Origin of the sequence: Spirulina subsalsa PCC 9445 (genome assembly GCF_000314005.1) — a bacterium.
Lineage (GTDB): Bacteria > Cyanobacteriota > Cyanobacteriia > Cyanobacteriales > Spirulinaceae > Spirulina_A > Spirulina_A subsalsa.
In genome coordinates, this window is the sequence record NZ_JH980292.1 from 3,237,120 (window position 1) to 3,255,831 (window position 18,712).

Sequence of the window (18,712 nt, forward strand, 5' to 3'; positions counted from 1 at the left end):
TCGGTAATAATTATCAACTCCCTCTCCCCTGCTCCCCTGCCCCCCCTCTCCCCTGCTCCCCTGCTCCCTATTCCCTCTAGCCCTAACTCATCCACTCCGTATGGAAAAACTCACCCCGAGGCTTATCTGTCCGTTCATAGGTATGCGCCCCAAAATAATCCCGTTGCGCTTGAGTCAGATTTTGGGGTAAACTCGCCCGTCGGTAACTATCAAAATAATCCAGAGAAGCACTAAATGCTGGGACAGCAATCCCCATACTATTAGCCGCAATTAACACATCACGCCAAGACTGTTGACGGTCGAGAATACTTTGCTTAAACTCAGGCGCTAACAACAAATTTGGCAGATTTGGATTCTCATTAAAAGCATTTTTAATCTTATCCAAGAAACCCGCCCGAATAATACAGCCCCCCTTCCAAATCCGTGCATCTTCCGCCAGATTTAAACCATAGCCAAACTCTGCCGAAGCCTTCCGCAACAGAGCCATCCCCTGAGCATAGGAGCACATCTTAGAACAATACAGAGCATCTTTTACCTTCTGCACAAACTCTTGAGCATTGCCCGAAAAAGGCGTTGTCACCGGGATTAATTCCCGAGATGCCGCCACCCGTTCCTCCTTATAGGACGAAATCACCCGGGCATTCACCGCCGCGTAAATCGTCGGCACCGGCACACCTAAATCTAAAGCCGTGTTCACCGTCCAGCGTCCCGTTCCCTTTTGTCCCGCAGAGTCCAGGATAAAATCCACTAAATGCGTCCCGGTTTCTGGGTCAATATACTTGAAAATATCCGCCGTAATTTCAATTAAAAACGAATTCAGTTCCTCTGTAGTGTTCCACTCCTTGAATACTTCATGAAGTTGAGGATTCGTTAGCCCTGCACACTGTTTGAGTAAATCATAGGCCTCGGCGATTAACTGCATATCGCCGTACTCAATGCCATTGTGAACCATCTTGACATAGTGACCCGCACCTCCGGGGCCAATAAAGGTCACACAGGGGCCATCATCCACTTGGGCGGCAATTTTGGTCAAAATGGGTTCTAATTCTTTATAGGCCGCTTCTGTGCCTCCGGGCATGAGACTGGGGCCGTTTAACGCGCCTTCTTCCCCCCCACTCACGCCCATTCCCACAAAGCCTAGTCCGGTAGCTTCTAAGTCTTTGGTGCGCCGTTCGGTGTCTTCATAGTAGGAATTCCCACCGTCGATAATCATATCCCCTTCTTCTAGGAGGGGTTTGAGTTGCTCAATCACCGCATCAACAGGTTTCCCCGCTTTGACCATGACTAGGATTTTGCGCGGCCGTTCTAGGGTTTGTACAAATTCTTCTAAGGAGTAGGCGGCTTTGATATCTTTACCTTGCGCCCTAGTGGTCATAAATTCTTCGGTTTTCGCAGACGTTCGGTTATATACTGCAATAGGAAAGCCCCGACTTTCCACGTTGAGGGCTAAGTTTTCACCCATTACGGCTAAACCGATTACGCCAAAGGTTCGTTTAGTCATAAATACTCTGTTACCTTGATTTCGGAAGGGGTTGGTTCAAGCTTGAACACTATTTTTAAGGGTACTCTGATCTCCTCTAGAGTCTTCTAAAGAAGAGATTAAGCTTCGGTGGTCAAGGAGAAAAGGGGTAAGGTTTGCTGAGAAAATACCCTACTTTGGGGGGATTTCAAGATAGGATGATGGGGGAAAATTAAGCTGTTGACAGTCCTCGCTGTTGCCTAAATGGGGATTCTTGACCCAACGAAACGGCTTAAAATTGATTGAGGATTTGAGAAAAAATACCTATGGAAAGTCCCCGTCCTTGTCCGGTCTGTCGCTCTGGTGAACTCACCACTTTAACGCTGATGGATGCCATGAGTTGTAATTTTTGCCGCCATATTTTGGTGCCGAATGGAGAGCCGGATGTGTTAACTTTGGCGGATAGTGGGGTGGCGTTAACTTGGCGTTGGAATGGCAAACGGTGGCTGGGGGTGGAACGTGACGGAACGATTGTGGGCTGGGAAGCTAGACTATTAGGGGCGGCTTTTGTGCTATTTCCCACGCTGATTATGGGGTTTTCGGCGTATCTTTTCCCTCCTCTACCGGGCAGTGCTTGGGCTTGGTTTCCTCTGTTTTGGACGGGACTCACCTTCTGCGCGCATTTGGCCTGTGTGCTGTGGCTGGCGGTGGAATACTATCAGTTTCCTCTACAACTCTATTTTAGGGCGATTCGACAAGCGGTAATTCTTAAGGGAACAGGGAATGGGGAATAGGGAATAGGGGGGGAGGGGGAGCAGGGGGGATGGGTTGATTACTGCTGCATGAGTGCCTTTTGCATGAGTGCCTTTTGCCTATTCCCGACTCCCGACTCCCGATTCCCCTTTCCCCACCCAGAATAGAGTGATTTAGCAAGCCCTAATTATTGCTAAATGTAACAAGGTTTTGGCTCTTTTTTAAGTTTTGTAAAATATGCGCAATAATACTAGCCAAAGGAAAAAGTTAGGTCTAAGGTTGATGCGTTTGGGAAATTACAAGGTCAGATTTTGTCATTCCTTGAGTTAAGTATGCTTGTGTTGTGGCAAGTTAACATGAACTTTCAAGACAAAATGTTAACTTTGCTGAATAATCTTTCATTTTTCTGAGAATTCTGTATATACTCAGGTATCACAGGAACAAATTTCTCGTTTCGGTGGGGGTTTAGTATTTCTAGATCCCGTGGGCTAGGCCAGAATCCAATGCTACGGCTTAAGACTGGTATCCCAAAATTACAATCTTAAATTTGAACTGATATACCCATCTATCTGTGCGTTCAAGATCAATTGAGTTAGATTAATTGAGTTGGATCAAGCAAGGCTCAATTAGTCACAACCTGTCAATGAGGTTCAAGCAATGAGGTTCAAGTTGCATTGAACTTGTATTGATCTCGGTTTTTGATCTAACTTGATGGATTTTGGGGTAATGAGGGATTCAAGTTTAATTGAATTCAGGTTGTACTGTATCTGTTTGTTGGATGGATATGTGGTTTGTTGCAGGTTTAGGGTCAGTTGTGGTTAACGTATCTCATTTCAAAATGATTTAATTCTGCGATCGCCGCGCTGTTAGATAGCGATAAAAAACTTAAGATTCTGTGTTGATTACTGGAGGAACAAGACATGGTGTTAGCTCAAAGACAAAGTTGGGAGAAAACCTATTTCACTTTAGCGAAAAGTTTTCTGATTTGGAGTTTCACGCTGACCGTGTGTCTGTTGGTGGTGGGCTTCCCCTTGGTGGTGGTGATGGCCACTTTGGGGGTTTTGTGTACCATTATTCTGCAATCGGTGTTGCCTGTGAGTGCAGTGTTGATTGTGTCTGGTGGGATGTTAGGGGCTAATGTCTTGGCTGTGCTGGTCGGGGCTGCCATCTTGACCTTTAAAGGGATTCATCCAGAAGATGTGAGTTGGTTACATTGGCTACATGGTAAAACCAACCATCCTCAACCCGCTACCTATGCAGCTTGTCCTTTAACTTGTAATCTGGCGCGATAGGTCAGGTGATTCTCTTCTCCCTCGGGGAGAAGGGGTTTGCTAGTTCGTTCTCTGTAGATTTTCCCCGACTCAATCGCGATTGAGTCGGGGAATCGCTGTATATTGCTTGAAGAGCTTTTGATCTTGTCCCGACAAATTATGAAGAATGCCCCTTTGCAGATTGATATTATTCTAGGAACTCGTCCCGAAGCGATTAAGCTGGCTCCGGTGATTCGGCAGTTTCGAGAAGATCCGGCGATCGCAACCCAAGTCATTTTAACCGGGCAACATCGGGAAATGGTCGATCAGGTCATGGCTTTATTTAGCCTGAAGGCGGATCAGGATCTGAACATTATGCAGCCCAGACAAAGCCTCACAGACATTACCTGCCGCACCTTACAAGGTTTAGAAGGCCTGTTTCGCGACCAACGGCCGGATTTAGTCCTTGTGCAGGGAGACACGACGACAGCCTTTGCGGCCACCCTAGCGGCCTTTTATCAACAGATTCCCGTGGGTCATGTCGAGGCCGGATTACGAACCGATAACCTCTGGAGTCCCTACCCCGAAGAAGCCAACCGCCGCCTCATCTCCCAACTCGGTCAACTCCATTTTGCCCCCACCTCCCTCTCTGTAGAACATTTGCACCGCTCAGGTATTACCCAAGGGGTGCATCAAACGGGAAACACGGTAATTGATGCCTTGCTCACCGTAGCGGAACGGAATCCCCCCTGTGAGATTCCGGGATTAGACTGGGACAAGTACCGGGTTTTGCTCTCTACCGTCCACCGTCGGGAGAATTGGGGAGAACCCTTACAGGACATTTTGCAGGGCTTTGAGGCGATTTTAACGGCTTTTCCTGACACGGCACTTTTACTTCCCCTGCACCGGAATCCGACGGTACGAGAACCGATTCAAGCCCATTTCGGCAACCATCCCCGAGTATTTTTAACGGAGCCGTTGGACTATGGGGAGTTAGTGGGGGCGATTCAGCGCTGCTATTTGCTGTTAACGGATTCTGGGGGACTCCAAGAAGAAGCGCCCAGTTTAGGTAAGCCTGTGTTAGTGTTGCGGGACACCACAGAACGACAGGAAGCGATCGCCGCCGGAACCGCCCGTTTAATTGGAACCCACAGCCCGGACATCTTTCAGGCCGCCCAAGAATTACTAGAAAACCCCCAAGCTTATGAAAAAATGGCCACGGCTGTTAATCCTTTTGGGGATGGTCACGCTTCCGAGCGCATCTTACAAATTTGTCGGGATTATCTCGGGCATTCTAGCGATCAGTCGTGATCACCCATTAAGTGGGTCAACATTCTCCCTAGAGAAAGTTTAGACGGGGACAGAAGAAACCGGGGTTTTGAGACAATTTGGACCCAGAACAAGCCAATCCAAACAACCCAATTTCTGGTCTTGATAGGAAAAAGTTCAACAACGGGTAAAAAGTTGTCATCAGGATGGTGCTGATAGTATTGAATCTCTTATGACGGTCTTAAATGCAATAGGCCGTAATCATTCTCTATGGAGAAAACGCCAGAGGGGATGGCGACGACCTTGGCGATTAATCTGTTGCACTTGTTGCTCTAATTGCAGAAGTGTTGAATCGGTACTTATGAACTAAGTACAAATGGACACACTAACCCTGTTAAGGGGTAAATTTAACCAGGTGGCACTAGCTCTCTAAACCAGTGTACATAGCTAATTTTTTGACACATAAACGCCTGTAAATATCGCAATTTATCCAATAAAGATTTACCGAACTCTGTCGGTATCTTGAGCATATTTAGAAGTAAATAGGCAATCAGACAACTATAAATCTGGATTTCAATTCCGTTGATATTTTTAGGGATGAGGCGATCTAATTTGAGGTGCATCTTTAAAAATTTCCAAAGCAACTCAATTGACCAACGCAAACGATAAAACTCGGCAATTTCTTCTGAGCTAACTCCTCCTTCTCCCGTCTCGGGTAAGTTCGTTACTAATCGAAACTCAGTCTTTTTCTCTAAGTCGCTAAAACTTACGACTCTAGCTTCAATTTGTTCGCGACCTTGGCCTAGTAAACAATTGCCATTATCTAGGAAAGTTAAGTGAACATTGTTCCTAATTCTCAGAACGAAGTAGCGATCCTTCAACTTTTGTAACAGGGCAATTTGAATTAGGCTAAAAAAGCCTCTATCCATTATTCCAACGCCATTAGCTGGAATTGATTCTAGGGTTGTATCGCCATATTTATAGTCATGACCTTGACCAAAATGAAGGAAGAGTCCGCCTGGAATTCCGGTGAAGAGATTTAGACCCGCAAAAAGCTTGACTTGGTGAACTTCTTGATGCCAGAGTAACTTACTGGTGAGAGTGACAATGGTTGAATCTAAGGGAAAAAGTTGTAGCTGATTGGATGGAATCTTATTCTGTTTAAGAAACTGTTGTGTTAGATGAACCCACAATTGATAAAAAATTTGAGGATCGCGATACTTACTGGCTTTAGAAAAGGTGGAAATATCAACAGACTCCCCCATAATATTAAGCCTCTTGAAGAGACTTCTCATACTGGTTTGACTCTGGTCAAGAACAAATTCAAGCCAAATGGAAACGAATTTAAAAGTATTTAAGACGGGATAGTCATCTTGAGGCAAATGACCGAGGCATTGTTTGACAATTTGAGGAAAGTTGGATAGAATCAAGGGATTAGTTTTTTTAAAAAAGTAAGCCCCTATTTTAAAACAATAGGGGCTTTTTGTCAAGTTTTTTACTAACATTCAACACTTCTGCTCTAATTGATATTTCTCCCGAGGAGATAAACCTAACACTTTTTTAGTTACTTGTCCCACAATCACAGCCACCGTAATGGCGAGACAAAAACCGATACTAAAACTCGGAATAGGGTTAAATTCCAAGCTATAACGAATCGTTGCCCAAGTAAAATGGTCTTGTAAAAGACTTATTTCTTCTTGTAAAAAGAGGAGAGCAATTGGGGCAATAATTAGCCAACATCCCCCCACAAACAACCAGCGACCATAAATCATCAGTTGTTGTAAGCGTTGAACTTGTACTTGAACATCGGGATCAGTTGAGATGGGCGTTCCATTATGATTTTCCATGTTTCCCCTCCCTTTATACAAGTTCAGTCGCTTTTGCCCCTAGCTCCCACTCAGTAATCAGTTTTTGACCTATTAATTATTACTGATTAATTGTTGCCCATTCCCAATTCCCCATTCCCTATTACCCTTCCTCGGAAACGGGAGTATCCCTAATAGCCATTGTTCCCACCCCTTGACGTTCTCGCCAGAGGGCTAAAAGGGTACTCGCGATAAAGATACTAGAGTATGCCCCACTAATAAAACCCACAATTAAGGCTAAGGCGAAAAACTTTAAGGTTTCCCCCCCAAATAAGAAAATCCCCAGCAAGGGTAACACGGTGGTGACACTGGTATTAATGGAACGAGTTAATGTTTCATTAACCGCTCGATCTACAATGTCACTAATGGATTCTCCGCCCTCACTATTGGCGCTGGTTTCCCGAATACGGTCATAAATCACCACCGTATCATTGACGGAGAAACCAATAATGGTGAGCAGGGCGACTAAAAATAGGCTGTCAATTTCGACTCCCAAGGTTAAGCCCAAAATGGCAAACGCTCCGGCTGCAATTAAGACATCATGGAGGAGGGCAAGAATGGCGAAAATGGCGTAGTCGAATTTAAAGCGGAAACTGAGATAAACCACAATACCGAAAAAGGAGGTCAGCAAGGCTCCTATGCCAGAAATGAACAACTCTTGACCGATGGTGGGGCCTACGGTGTCAATTTGTACGGTTTGGGGGTCAAACTCGCCGATTTCGTTGGTTAAGAGTTGTTGAAGTTCCGTCCGTTGGACATCGGTCAGGGTTTGCGTCCGCACGGAGAGGGTGTAGTTTTCGACAATTTGAATGGAACTTCCTTCTAACCCTTCTTGGGCGAGGACATTCCTCACTTCTGATATATCAATGGGATCGCTACAGGTACCAGTCGCGACGCAAGCGAGAGATAACTGTAATCGGGTTCCCCCGACAAAATCTAAACCGGGTCGCAGGGGTGCGCCGAATTGAGTCCAACACACCACCATTGCGATTGCACTAATCAGACAGGCTACGCTGGAAATCAGCCACCATAGGCGCTGCTGACCAATTACGTTAAGTTTCATCAAAACCTCCTTGTGGAATTGCCGCTAGACGGGACTGGGATTGACCCCAAAAAGACTATAAGATCCCCTTCTCCTAGGTTTGGGTGCGCAAATTGGGACAAAAGAGTTCTGGTTTTTGGCGAACACCGGGCATTCCTAGGACGATGGCTAACATGAAGGTGCGGCTACAGGTGAGGGCGGTAAACATACTCACTAATACCCCAATGGCGAGGGTGAGGGCAAACCCTTTCACTAGACCGGAACCGAGCCAGAATAGGGCAGCACAGGCGATAAGGGTGGTTACGTTACTATCTAAGATACTGGAGAAGGCGCGGTAAAAGCCGGATTCGACGGAACGATAGAGGGTTTTCCCGGAGCGCAATTCTTCGCGGGTGCGCTCAAAGATGAGGACGTTGGCATCAACGGCCATGCCAATACTGAGGATAAATCCGGCAATGCCGGGGAGGGTGAGGGTGACTCCGACGAGGGCGTAACAGCCGAGGGTTAAGAGGGCGTAGATGATCAGGGCGAGATCGGCGATCGCACCCGGTAAGCGATAATACACCACCATATAGACCAAGACTAGGGCTAAACCTGATAAACCCGCCACCACACTCCGGTTCACACTATCCCGCCCCAAGGTTGCCCCAATAGTGCGGTTTTCGACAATTTCCACTGGGAAGGGTAAGGCCCCACCCCGTAACTGAATGGCTAAACCATTGGCTTCTTGGAGGGTAAAGTTCCCGGTAATTTGCGCTCGACCTCCTGTAATCCCAGTTTCGGCGTATTCGATTGATACCGAGGGCGCACTGATTAGCACATTATCTAAGAAAATCCCTAACCCCCGCCCGGTTCCGGCAACGGATTTGGTTAATTCGGCGAACTTATTGCCCCCTTCGCCATCAAAGGCAATATTCACCTGCCAGCGATCGCTTGTGCCGATAGTACCAGCCCTTGCATCCCGTAAATACTGCCCGGTGAGGTCGGTGGACTCAAACAATTCGGCTAAGGCTTGATTGGCTAAATCCACTTGTTCTTGAGCGGCGGCAATGTCTTCAGGAGAGGCGTTTTCACGGCGCAGAGCTTCTAACTCTGCTTCGGCCAAGTCGCGCAGGTTCAGTTGGGGCATGAGTTCCCCTTCAGTCCCCCGTTTTTGGTTTTTGAATTCCAACTGAGCCGTCCCTTGGAGGACTTTTTCCGCTTGTTCTGGATTACTCACCCCCGGCAACTGCACCACAATTTTATCCGGGTTAACCGTTTGGATAATGGGTTCAGCCACCCCTAAACCATTGACCCGGTTTTCCAGCACTCGTTTCACATCGGCGAGGTTTTCTGTCGTAACATCGGGAAATTCGGCGGTGGGCTGAACTTGTAACGTGAGACGCGCCCCTCCCTTCAAGTCAAGGCCGAGGTTAAGCGGCATGAGGATCAAAATGGCGATCGCGGCGGCCACCAAGGCCAGAATAAAAGCTATCGTCAAACGTTGTTTTTGCATGGTGTTTTGAGCGTTGCCAGTAATCGCGAGTGGGTTAAATGCGCATTTCTACAATTTTCTGCACCGCTTCCACAATTTGGGGCGGTTGCACAATGGTTAAATGCTCTAATTTGCCATTGTAGGGGGTGGGAATATCTTGGGACGATAACCGCATCACCGGGGCATCGAGTTCATCAAACAACTGTTCGTTAATCAAGGCCATCACTTCGGCGGCGACTCCGGCGGTTTTCATACATTCTTCGACGATAATCACCCGATGGGTTTTCCGCACCGATTCCCGAATGGTTTCCATATCAATGGGTTTCAGGGAAATTAAGTCAATAATTTCTGGGTCGTAGCCCTCTTTTTTCAAGGTTTTAAGGGCTTGTAAGCAGTGATGACGCATCCGGGAGTAGGTCAAAATGGTGACATCTTTACCGGAATGGACAACTTCTGCTTTATCTAACGGACAGAGATATTCATGATCCGGTAAATCTTCTTTGAGGTTATAGAGCAGAACGTGTTCAAAAAACAGAACAGGGTTTTCGTCCCGGATGGCGGCTTTCAGTAAGCCTTTGGCATTATAAGGGGTGGAACAGGCGACAATTTTTAACCCCGGCACCGCTTGGAAATAGGCCTCTAATCGTTGGGAATGTTCAGCCCCGAGTTGCCGCCCTACTCCTCCAGGGCCACGAATGACGAGGGGAATAGTGAAGTTGCCGCCGGAGGTATAGCGTAACATCCCGGCATTATTAGCAATTTGGTTAAAGGCGAGGAGTAAAAAGCCCATGTTCATCCCTTCGATGATGGGGCGGAGTCCAGTCATAGCGGCCCCAACGGCTAAACCTGTAAAGCTGTTTTCCGCAATGGGGGTGTCTAGAACTCGCAAATCGCCATATTTTTTATACAGGTCTTTGGTGACTTTATAGGAGCCGCCATAGTGACCTACGTCTTCCCCTAGGACAAATACCCTAGGATCCCGCGCCATTTCTTCATCTGTTGCCGCACGGAGGGCATTAAAAAACAGAGTCTCTGCCATGCACTTTTACCAGTAGAGGGTATAGGCGATCCTATCATTGAACTGTGTCTGAGGGTAGGGAGTCGGGGAATAGGGAACGGGGAACAGGGAACGGGGAACGGGGAATAGGGAGTGGGGAGTCGGGAGTCGGGAGTCGGGAGTTGGGAGTCGGGAGTCGGGAGTTGGGAGTTGGGAGTTGGGAGTTGGGAGTCGGGAGTTGGGAGTTGGGAGTTGGGAGTCGGTGTAGGGGCGCAATGCTTGCGCCCTAGGGAGTCGGGTGTCGGGAGTTGATTAGTATTACCTATTCCCTATTCCCTATTCCCTATTCCCTCCCCCCTGTTCCCTGTTCCCTGTTCCCTGTTCCCTAAAATAAAAGAATTTTGGCTATTCACTACCCACTATTCCCCTGCTCCCCCTCTCCCCCTCTCCCCCTCTCCCCTGTTCCCCGTTCACCAAGGCACCCTAGCAGTAACAGTCATTAACCAAGGATGCCCCCACCAAAAGAGCAGGACAAAGGCCGCGACTCCCGCATAGGCTGGGCGGAGAAATTCCCGCAGTTCCAAGGTTTGGCGACCTTCCCAAATGGCGCGGAAGGGGATAACAGAAGTCCGCGCTTTGGCTTGGCGGAAGGCTTCCCCATAACGCTGTTCTAAACGGCGATCGCCATGCCATACAGCGAAGAGGTGATGAGCAATTAAGCCCAAGGATGTGACCACCATAAAACTGGTGCCTAACCAAAGGGTATGGGCTACACACCAGATAATCTGTCCCACCATTTGGGGGTGGCGGGTAATGCGAATAATGCCCTGTTCGTGTAGGTGAACTTGGGGTTTTTGGATGGCGGCCACTTCCAACAAGTTAAAGGTGGAGGGGTAGAGGAAGAGGAAAGATAGGGCGCTTAAACTCCAGACGATTGGTTTCACCCCGGGGACTCCTTGCACTTGCCACAAGAGGGCTCCATCATAGCGGTGGTTAAAGAAGTAAATCACTAAGATGGTGGCGAAGGGGACACTGACGAGGGCAAAGAGAACCCGATAAAGCCGAGCGCCGATCTTCTGTTCCCCCCAAACGCGGAGGGCGGCGAGTCCACTATGGGCGATCGCAAAACCCAACAACAAAGCCAACATGATGCCATGACTGGGGGTAAACCAAGAATTGATCATAAAAATTAATGTTTTTTAATATTTGGACTCAAGTCAAATTCCGTTTAGGGTTGGTTAAGTAACACTAATGATTGTAAGAGGACTTGTTCCCCTGTTGTGATACTGTCATTTTCAGGAGGCAATCGACAATTTAGCTTTGATTGACCTATAACTTCCTTAAATCACACGGATCAAAGCCCTTGATTCTCATGGTTTGCTTTTTTCCTCATTCTCTTTTTGGGCATTATGTCTGAAATCCCTTTCACTCTAGACCAACTCCGTATTCTCAAGGCGATCGCCGTTGAGGGGAGTTTTAAAAGGGCGGCGGATAGTCTATACGTTTCCCAACCCGCAGTTAGTCTGCAAGTGCAAAACCTCGAAAGACAGATGAATGTCCAACTGTTTGATCGAGGAGGGCGCCGGGCAAACATGACTGAAGCTGGGCATTTACTCCTCAACTACGGGGAGAAAATCCTCAGCCTCTGTCAAGAAACCTGTCGGGCCATTGAAGATTTACAAAATCTCCAAGGGGGGACACTCATTGTCGGTGCTTCCCAAACCACAGGAACCTACTTATTGCCCCGGATGATTGGCTTTTTTCGCCAACGTTATCCTGATGTCGCGGTACAGCTTCAAGTCCACTCCACCCGTCGCACGGCCTGGAGTGTGTCCAATGGACAAGTAGACTTAGCCATTATTGGCGGAGAAGTCCCGGCCGAACTTCAGGACACCCTAGATGTTCAGCCCTACGCTGAGGATGAACTCGCTTTGATTTTGCCCGTGTTTCACCCCTTGGCGAAACAGGACACCATTCAAAAAGAAGACCTTTATAAACTCAACTTTATTACCCTGGATTCTCAGTCCACCATTCGCAAGGTCATTGATTACGTCTTAACGCGCTCGGAAATCGACCCCAAGCGTTTAAAAATTGAAATGGAACTGAATTCCATTGAAGCCATTAAAAACGCAGTACAAGCGGGATTAGGGGCTTCTTTTGTTTCAATTTCTGCCATTGAAAAAGAACTGCAAATGAACATTCTCCACCGAGCGAGAATTGATGAGGTTGTAGTTAATCGCACCCTGTCAGTGATTATCAACCCTAACCGTTACCGTTCCAAGGCAGCCGAGGCGTTTATTCAGGAAATTTTGCCTGAATTTGCCACCAATCGGGATTTTGTTCTCCCGCCCAGAAGTTCTGAGAATAACCGCAAAAATAAAGCGGAAGCTAAAGCCATTGCTGAAGCTGAGGTTTAGTCCGGTTGATCAGTCGGGTTTATCGTGAACACTTGAATTATCAATTATCAGTTTCTTTTACGAGAAGCCCTAACAGGTTGGAACAGAAATCCTAGCAAAAGCAATGACAACCAACATCTCTACAATAGATTTGTTTTGTGGTGCTGGAGGTTTAACTCATGGTTTTGAGCAAGCGGGTCTTAAGGTTCAAGCCGGATATGATATTGATCCAGCCTGCAAGTTTCCCTACGAATATAATAATAAAGCTAGATTTTTTTTGCAAAACATCGAAACTATTAACGCTTCTGAATTGATAGAGTGTTTTGCGGATAGTCAGATTAAAATTTTAGCGGGATGCGCTCCTTGTCAACCCTTTTCGACCTATTCAAGACGGTATAAAGACAAAACAGAACAAGGAAAGTGGACACTTTTACAAGAGTTTTTGCGTTTAATTGAGGAATGTCAACCTGATATTATTTCCATGGAAAATGTTCTGCAATTAAAACAGTATCCCGTTTTTTCGGAATTTATTACTCAATTAGAACAACTCAAGTATTTTTTAGGTTGTTATACCGTCAATTGTCTAGATTATGGAATTCCTCAATCTCGTAAACGGTTAGTGATACTGGGTTCTAAATTGGGTCAAATTAATTTGATTCCAGCAACCCATACCCCCAATAATTACCAAACGGTAAGAAAAGCTATCAGCGATTTAGAACCTCTGGCAGCAGGTCAAGCTTCCACCAAAGACTTGCTTCATCGATGTAGTAAACTTTCACCCATTAATCTACGCAGAATTCAAGCTTCTAAACCCGGGGGAACTTGGAGAGATTGGCCAGAAAACTTAATTGCCAAATGTCATTTAAAAAATACGGGAAAAACCTATCCTGCTGTATATGGTCGCATGGAATGGGATAAACCAAGTCCTACTATTACGACCCAGTGTTTTGGGTTTGGAAATGGTCGTTTTGGTCATCCTGAGCAAGATAGAGCTATTTCTCTGAGAGAAGCAGCGTTATTACAAACCTTCCCCCTAGAATATCAGTTTGTAGCACCAAATCAACCTGTTGTATTTGATTTAGTGGGTCGGTTAATTGGCAATGCTGTTCCTGTTAAATTGGATCAAGTCATTGCGCAAAGTATCCTTAATCATATTGAAAAGTATCACTCAGATGATTCTATCCTAGATGAATCTAGATAATCTTGATTCGACAAGTATTGTTCAATATTGATCAAAATTTCCCTGAGATAGCGAATCGTCTGGTTTTTGATTTTCAATAACTCATCTGCGCTTTTGCTTTTTCCTATTTCTGCAAAGGATTTAAAACCATGTGCTAAATCATTCCGATTTGATTTTATTATTAACAAATCAGTGCCGTTACCAGTCTTTTGAGGGTTTGTTCTCCATGAAAATCCATATTCTTCTGCTGTTGATTTAACTTTCTTTCCATCCAGATTACCGGAGAATAAACTCTGTTTATCAAAACCAGCATTAATAATATCTAGAGAAATGGCTTTTATACTTGAAAAAATTTTATCGGGGTTGCGCTTTTTCAAGTTGCTAAGAACTATTTTTTTTAGTTCAGGTCTAATGTTATCATAGGATACTTGCTTAATTTTTAATTCATCAAAAATCGTTTCAATGGCATTGCGCATAGTCGCTTCTACGAGATTATATAGTAAGAGAAAATCACTTGCTTTTAGGGTTTTTAATAACTCTAAATCAATGGTTCTAGTCTTAGCTTTGTTCTGATATCCGTACATGGTTAATTGAGTCGTTTTCTGTTCCAGATTTTTCAAAAACATAAAATACTTGCTAACTTCTCTAGACCGTTCGTTGAAATCTTGGAATAACAAGCTAGTCATAATAAAAAATGGTGAACTGAAAAGACAATGAAAATAATTCAGTCTCTACCCAGTAGTTGATCACGCACATATTCAATGCGTTTAATCACTTTCGGCCGAGAGTTGCTTGCATCTGAAGTCGTATATTCTTTAAATTCTGGGGATTCTAGCCAGTCAACTGTTTTCACGTCAAGATTAGGATTTTCCCTGAGTGCTAGTGCAACGCCGACGGAAATTGCTTCAAAACGAATCCTGGGCGTTTTAACATGACCTTTAGCTTTACTAAATCCATTGGGAAAATATTTTTCAACAAAATCCAACATTCTGTTAAATTCCATCCTCATCTCCTGTTGATCAAGGTTAGAATTGTTGTTTTGTTCTAGGTATTCATTGAGAAATAAATTAACCTGCCTCTGAAAATTTTTATAGTTATTCAAATAAGCAAAAAAACGCAGAACAAATTCTTCAGGTTCTCGTTTACGAACCAGTGTTTCTGAAATGGGACATAATTCAATAAATTTTGGTGTCTTCGCTAATTTTTCAATAAGTTTCATCAAAGGGCCATCAGATATTCCTCTACGTTTCTCCATATCATTCAGTTGAACACTTCCAGTGTTAATCCGTTCAAACATATCTCGCCTTGTCTCTTCATCGGCTTTTTCTGTTAATACAATCATGCGGATGGTAGCACGTTTGAAACGCCTTTGTCTGGCTAAGGGTAAGTCGCTGAATTTGAAGTTATTAAGCCGGGTTAGCTTTTGCAGTCCACAGAGGGTTAACTTATTATTCAAAAATCTGTGTATTGTCCGAATTCGTTGAGTACCATCAATAATTTCTAATCGTCCCAAATCTTCTTGATCCTCTTCTTGTTTAGGGGCTAAATCAGCTACAAAAATATAGGGAATGGGCAATCCTAAAAACAGAGACTCAATAAACTTAGATTGTCGAACGTCTTCCCAGACTAAATCCCTTTGGTAATCTGGGATGTATAACTCGTTAATATCATTTTCTAAGCCTTCTTGATATTTACTCACTAATACTTCTACGGGATATTCTTTAGTATCATAGTCAACGACTTTTTGTTTTTCTCGAATTTGTATTTCTGCGGCTTCCCGCCACTCATCGGTAATTTCTTCTGACGTAAGCGGCTTAGAGACTTCTGTTGTAGAATTGTTAACCATTGTCGCCTCTGATTAAATTTAAACTTTACTACTTATTCTGTAGTACCCCATTAACGCCTAATATAGATCGGAAAGATTGCCCTGTAAATTCCCGTAAAATAACCCTAGGGACCATTTTGAGCCTGTGGAGTGAGATTCAATGCCTCTCTCGAAAGTAGGGCTTATTTCTTGACATCTGCCCCACCGTAAACGGACGGGGATTCCATCTATCTTTGGGAAAGTTCCTTAATATTAGGTTTTTTGTTACCTGCACGGTATTGTTCCCCAAAATTTCCGATAAATTCTCAGCCTCCTGTTTTATGATGATGGGAGGTCTTTTAACAAAACTTTACATCACGATGGTTGCTATACAAAAAACGAACACCCTCGGGACTTTAGAAAAACATCCTTGGATTTGGCAGGGATACAAGACTTGCTACACGGTCCAAGGGGAGGGACAACCGTTAGTATTGATTCATGGCTTTGGGGCCTCGGTGGGACATTGGCGGAAAAATATTCCGGTGTTGGCCGCCCAAGGATATCGGGTGTTTGCTGTGGATTTGTTGGGGTTTGGGGATTCGGAAAAACCTGTGCTGGACTATAGCCTAGAGTTGTGGGAAGAACAACTGCGGGATTTTTGGCAGGAGTTTATTCAGGTGCCGACGGTGTGGGTGGGGAATTCTATTGGGGGATTACTCAGCCTGATGTTGTTAACCCATCATCCTGAAATGGGACGGGGAGGGGTTTTAATTAATTGTGCCGGAGGCCTCAATCATCGCCCGGATGAGTTGAATTTTCCCTTACGGGTGATTATGGGAACCTTTACTAAGGTTGTGAATTCTCAAATCACTGGGCCGTTTTTGTTTAATATGATTCGCCAAAAGTCAAGGATTCGTAATACTTTGTATCAAGTCTATTGCGATCGCGCCGCCGTCACCGATGAGTTAGTAGAAATGCTCTATTATCCCTCCTGTGACCCCAATGCACAAAAGGTTTTCGCCTCTATCCTCAGCGCCCCCCCTGGCCCCTCTCCCCAGGACTTACTCCCCCACCTGACTCACCCCTTGCTGGTGTTGTGGGGGGAAAATGACCCCTGGACTCCCATTCAAGGGGCGAAAATCTATCAACAGTTGGCAGAACGTCAAGATTCTGTGACATTCCGCAGCATTCCCCGAGCCGGCCACTGTCCCCATGATGAAAAACCAGAACAGGTGAATCATTTTATTAGCCAATGGCTTCAGGAATTGCCAGAAAGTTAGATTTTGTTGGCCAAATCTTGATCCCCAAGGGTTGAGGGCGTGGTGTTGTGGAAAAATTCCCCAGTTTTTCCACAGCTTTTCCACAAACTCAACCACAATTGTTAAATTTTGCTAAAGTGGATCAAAGCGTAATACTTTGAAACATTTTTGGCGCTCGGCGCGACTGTTGCACTAGCGTTAAAAAGAAGGAACTAACGATCACTTGAGGATTTATGGCACTCTATACGGCTTCAGCCTTGGCTTTTACGCCGCTAGCGTCTCAAGACCGCCTAGCGATTAAACAAGCTTGGCAAACGATTGGGCCCGATAGTTGCCCTCACGTTTACAACTTCCATATGCACACCACCTCCTCGGACGGGAAGTTACAACCGGAGCAGGTGATGGAACAAGCGGTGCAAATTGGTTTAAAGGGCATGGCGATCACCGATCACCATACCGTGCGGGGCTACTATGGGGCTCAAGATTGGCTGAATCGAATGATTTGTAGTGATCACCCTTTAACCTTACCCCATTTGTGGACGGGGATTGAAATTACAGCGCAATTGTTAGGGACGGATGTACATATCTTAGGCTATGCCTTTGATCCCACGGATCCCCGCCTCAACCCCTACTTGCAAGGCAGCGCACCGACGGGAGAAATGGCGGAAGCGGGGCGGGTGATTGGGGCGATTCAACAGGCCGGGGGATTAGTGGTGTTGGCGCACCCGGAACGCTATCGGTTGAGTGGGGATCAACTGATTCCGGCGGCGGTAGAATTGGGCATTGATGGGGTAGAAACCTATTATGCTTATCGGTCTACTAACCCTTGGCAACCGACACCGGACACGACGGAACGGGTTAAGGGGTTAAGCGATCGCTATGGTTTATTTAATACCTGTGGCACGGATACCCACGGGACGAATCTACTCCTACGGATTTAAAGTCAACCATCAAGAGTTCTGAATGAGTTTAGAGGATCGGGCGTTGGGTTGTGTGTTGGGGGCTTTGGTGGGGGATGCGGCCGGGGCAACCTTGGAGTTTTTGGGACATCAGCCCTCGGTTGAGGAGTGCGATCGCGCCCTCACGTTGCCCGGTGGTGGGGTTTTAAGTCTCGCCCCCGGACAGATTACCGATGATGGGGAACTCACCCTCTGTTTAGCCCAAGGATTAGCCACTAGCCCCCATTTTGACCTCGCGACTATTATTCAAGAGTATCTACGCTGGTATGATTCCCACCCCTTCGATATTGGATACACCACAGCCACCGCTTTAAGGGCTTATCAGGGGGTAGCGCTGGAAGATTATCCCCGTATCCGGGCGGAAGTGGTCGCTCAGGTCTGTTCTGAGTCCAAAGCCAATGGTAGCCTAATGCGGGCGACTCCTTTGGCGGTTTGGGGGTATAGTTTAGAGGATGAAGTGTTAGCCGATTATGCGATCGCCGATTCCGCCATTACCCACCCCCATCCTAGCTGTGGTTATGGAGTCGCTTGTTATTGTTTGGCGATCGCCCACTTGCTAAAACAAGACGGAGATCCCCAGGGAGCCTTCCACCGTGCGAAACAATGGCTAAACACCCCCAAACCCCACCCCAACGCCCAACAAGAAGTTCTAAGCTGGCTCAACGATGCCCAAAATAATCACAACATCCCCTATTCCCCCCAGATTGGTTTTATTAAAATTGCCTTTACCCATGCCTTCCGTCACCTTCTCCATAGCCACAGCTATCTAGAAGCCATCCGTGAAACCTTACAAGGAGGCGGAGACACCGACACTAACGCCTGTATTGTTGGGGGAATGATGGGGGCATTATACGGCGCATCTTCCATTCCTGAGCCTCTAAAATATGGGGTTTTAACCAGTGATTCACGTCAGGGAAATTCTCCGCGCCCCTCATTTTTACATCCCCAACAAATCCACGACTTAGTAACTCAATTACTCACCATTCATTGTGCATCTACTTGATC

The 18,712-nt window shown here is 46.0% G+C and carries 18 protein-coding genes; 9 read left to right on the plus strand and 9 right to left on the minus strand.

Annotated elements, in window-relative coordinates:
• Positions 1-82: 82 nt before the first annotated feature.
• A complete protein-coding gene (gnd, locus tag SPI9445_RS0114730; RefSeq protein WP_017305533.1) occupies positions 83-1,501 on the minus strand; it encodes a decarboxylating NADP(+)-dependent phosphogluconate dehydrogenase in 1,419 nt (472 codons plus the stop codon).
• A 284-nt stretch (positions 1,502-1,785) separates the two neighbouring features.
• Between gnd and SPI9445_RS0114735 the strand changes: the two genes are divergently transcribed.
• The 3 genes from SPI9445_RS0114735 to wecB all read left to right on the plus strand — a co-directional run bounded on the left by SPI9445_RS0114735 (position 1,786) and on the right by wecB (position 4,773).
• Positions 1,786-2,253 (plus strand): hypothetical protein, encoded by a 468-nt coding sequence (locus tag SPI9445_RS0114735; RefSeq protein ID WP_017305534.1) that lies wholly within the window; start codon positions 1,786-1,788, stop codon positions 2,251-2,253.
• Positions 2,254-3,132: 879 nt separating this feature from the next.
• Positions 3,133-3,504, plus strand: a complete 372-nt coding sequence (locus tag SPI9445_RS0114740) for a hypothetical protein (RefSeq protein WP_017305535.1) — start codon at positions 3,133-3,135, stop codon at positions 3,502-3,504.
• Between the two features lie 138 nt (positions 3,505-3,642).
• Positions 3,643-4,773: a non-hydrolyzing UDP-N-acetylglucosamine 2-epimerase gene (gene wecB / locus SPI9445_RS0114745; RefSeq protein ID WP_017305536.1), complete on the plus strand. Its 1,131-nt coding sequence runs from the start codon at positions 3,643-3,645 to the stop codon at positions 4,771-4,773.
• A gap of 365 nt (positions 4,774-5,138) precedes the next feature.
• On the opposite strand, the gene SPI9445_RS0114750 is transcribed toward wecB, so the two are convergent.
• From SPI9445_RS0114750 to SPI9445_RS0114770, 5 genes are all read right to left on the minus strand, one after another.
• Positions 5,139-6,158, minus strand: a complete 1,020-nt coding sequence (locus SPI9445_RS0114750; protein WP_026079427.1) for an IS4 family transposase — start codon at positions 6,156-6,158, stop codon at positions 5,139-5,141.
• Between the two features lie 78 nt (positions 6,159-6,236).
• Positions 6,237-6,578 (minus strand): hypothetical protein, encoded by a 342-nt coding sequence (locus tag SPI9445_RS25710; RefSeq protein WP_017305537.1) that lies wholly within the window; start codon positions 6,576-6,578, stop codon positions 6,237-6,239.
• A 121-nt stretch (positions 6,579-6,699) separates the two neighbouring features.
• Positions 6,700-7,659, minus strand: coding sequence for a protein translocase subunit SecF (gene secF / locus SPI9445_RS0114760; protein WP_026079812.1), 960 nt, complete (start codon positions 7,657-7,659; stop codon positions 6,700-6,702).
• A gap of 73 nt (positions 7,660-7,732) precedes the next feature.
• On the minus strand, positions 7,733-9,133 hold the full coding sequence (gene secD, locus SPI9445_RS0114765; protein ID WP_017305539.1) for a protein translocase subunit SecD: 1,401 nt from the start codon (positions 9,131-9,133) through the stop codon (positions 7,733-7,735).
• A 34-nt stretch (positions 9,134-9,167) separates the two neighbouring features.
• Entirely contained in the window at positions 9,168-10,151 is a 984-nt protein-coding gene (locus SPI9445_RS0114770) for an alpha-ketoacid dehydrogenase subunit beta (protein WP_017305540.1), read from the minus strand.
• A gap of 44 nt (positions 10,152-10,195) precedes the next feature.
• Between SPI9445_RS0114770 and SPI9445_RS30005 the strand changes: the two genes are divergently transcribed.
• Complete coding sequence (locus tag SPI9445_RS30005) at positions 10,196-10,399, plus strand: hypothetical protein (RefSeq protein WP_017305541.1); 204 nt, start codon at positions 10,196-10,198, stop codon at positions 10,397-10,399.
• A 180-nt stretch (positions 10,400-10,579) separates the two neighbouring features.
• Here SPI9445_RS30005 and SPI9445_RS0114780 read toward each other — a convergent pair whose 3' ends face one another.
• On the minus strand, positions 10,580-11,293 hold the full coding sequence (locus tag SPI9445_RS0114780) for an NnrU family protein (RefSeq protein WP_017305542.1): 714 nt from the start codon (positions 11,291-11,293) through the stop codon (positions 10,580-10,582).
• 225 nt (positions 11,294-11,518) lie between these two features.
• Between SPI9445_RS0114780 and SPI9445_RS0114785 the strand changes: the two genes are divergently transcribed.
• Complete coding sequence (locus tag SPI9445_RS0114785) at positions 11,519-12,526, plus strand: LysR family transcriptional regulator (protein WP_017305543.1); 1,008 nt, start codon at positions 11,519-11,521, stop codon at positions 12,524-12,526.
• 103 nt (positions 12,527-12,629) lie between these two features.
• Positions 12,630-13,706: a DNA cytosine methyltransferase gene (locus SPI9445_RS25720; RefSeq protein WP_017305544.1), complete on the plus strand. Its 1,077-nt coding sequence runs from the start codon at positions 12,630-12,632 to the stop codon at positions 13,704-13,706.
• On the opposite strand, the gene SPI9445_RS0114795 is transcribed toward SPI9445_RS25720, so the two are convergent.
• Entirely contained in the window at positions 13,670-14,371 is a 702-nt protein-coding gene (locus SPI9445_RS0114795; RefSeq protein WP_026079813.1) for an MAE_28990/MAE_18760 family HEPN-like nuclease, read from the minus strand. The two genes, SPI9445_RS25720 and SPI9445_RS0114795, sit on opposite strands and share 37 nt — an antisense overlap.
• 38 nt (positions 14,372-14,409) lie before the next feature.
• Positions 14,410-15,531 carry a DUF262 domain-containing protein gene (locus tag SPI9445_RS0114800; RefSeq protein ID WP_017305546.1) on the minus strand — a complete coding sequence of 374 codons (1,122 nt, stop codon included), beginning with the start codon at positions 15,529-15,531 and terminating at the stop codon, positions 14,410-14,412.
• A gap of 338 nt (positions 15,532-15,869) precedes the next feature.
• Between SPI9445_RS0114800 and SPI9445_RS0114805 the strand changes: the two genes are divergently transcribed.
• The 3 genes from SPI9445_RS0114805 to SPI9445_RS0114815 all read left to right on the plus strand — a co-directional run bounded on the left by SPI9445_RS0114805 (position 15,870) and on the right by SPI9445_RS0114815 (position 18,710).
• Positions 15,870-16,769: an alpha/beta fold hydrolase gene (locus tag SPI9445_RS0114805; RefSeq protein WP_017305547.1), complete on the plus strand. Its 900-nt coding sequence runs from the start codon at positions 15,870-15,872 to the stop codon at positions 16,767-16,769.
• 212 nt (positions 16,770-16,981) lie between these two features.
• Positions 16,982-17,689 (plus strand): PHP domain-containing protein, encoded by a 708-nt coding sequence (locus tag SPI9445_RS0114810; RefSeq protein WP_017305548.1) that lies wholly within the window; start codon positions 16,982-16,984, stop codon positions 17,687-17,689.
• Between the two features lie 22 nt (positions 17,690-17,711).
• Positions 17,712-18,710, plus strand: a complete 999-nt coding sequence (locus SPI9445_RS0114815; RefSeq protein WP_017305549.1) for an ADP-ribosylglycohydrolase family protein — start codon at positions 17,712-17,714, stop codon at positions 18,708-18,710.
• Positions 18,711-18,712: the final 2 nt, after the last annotated feature.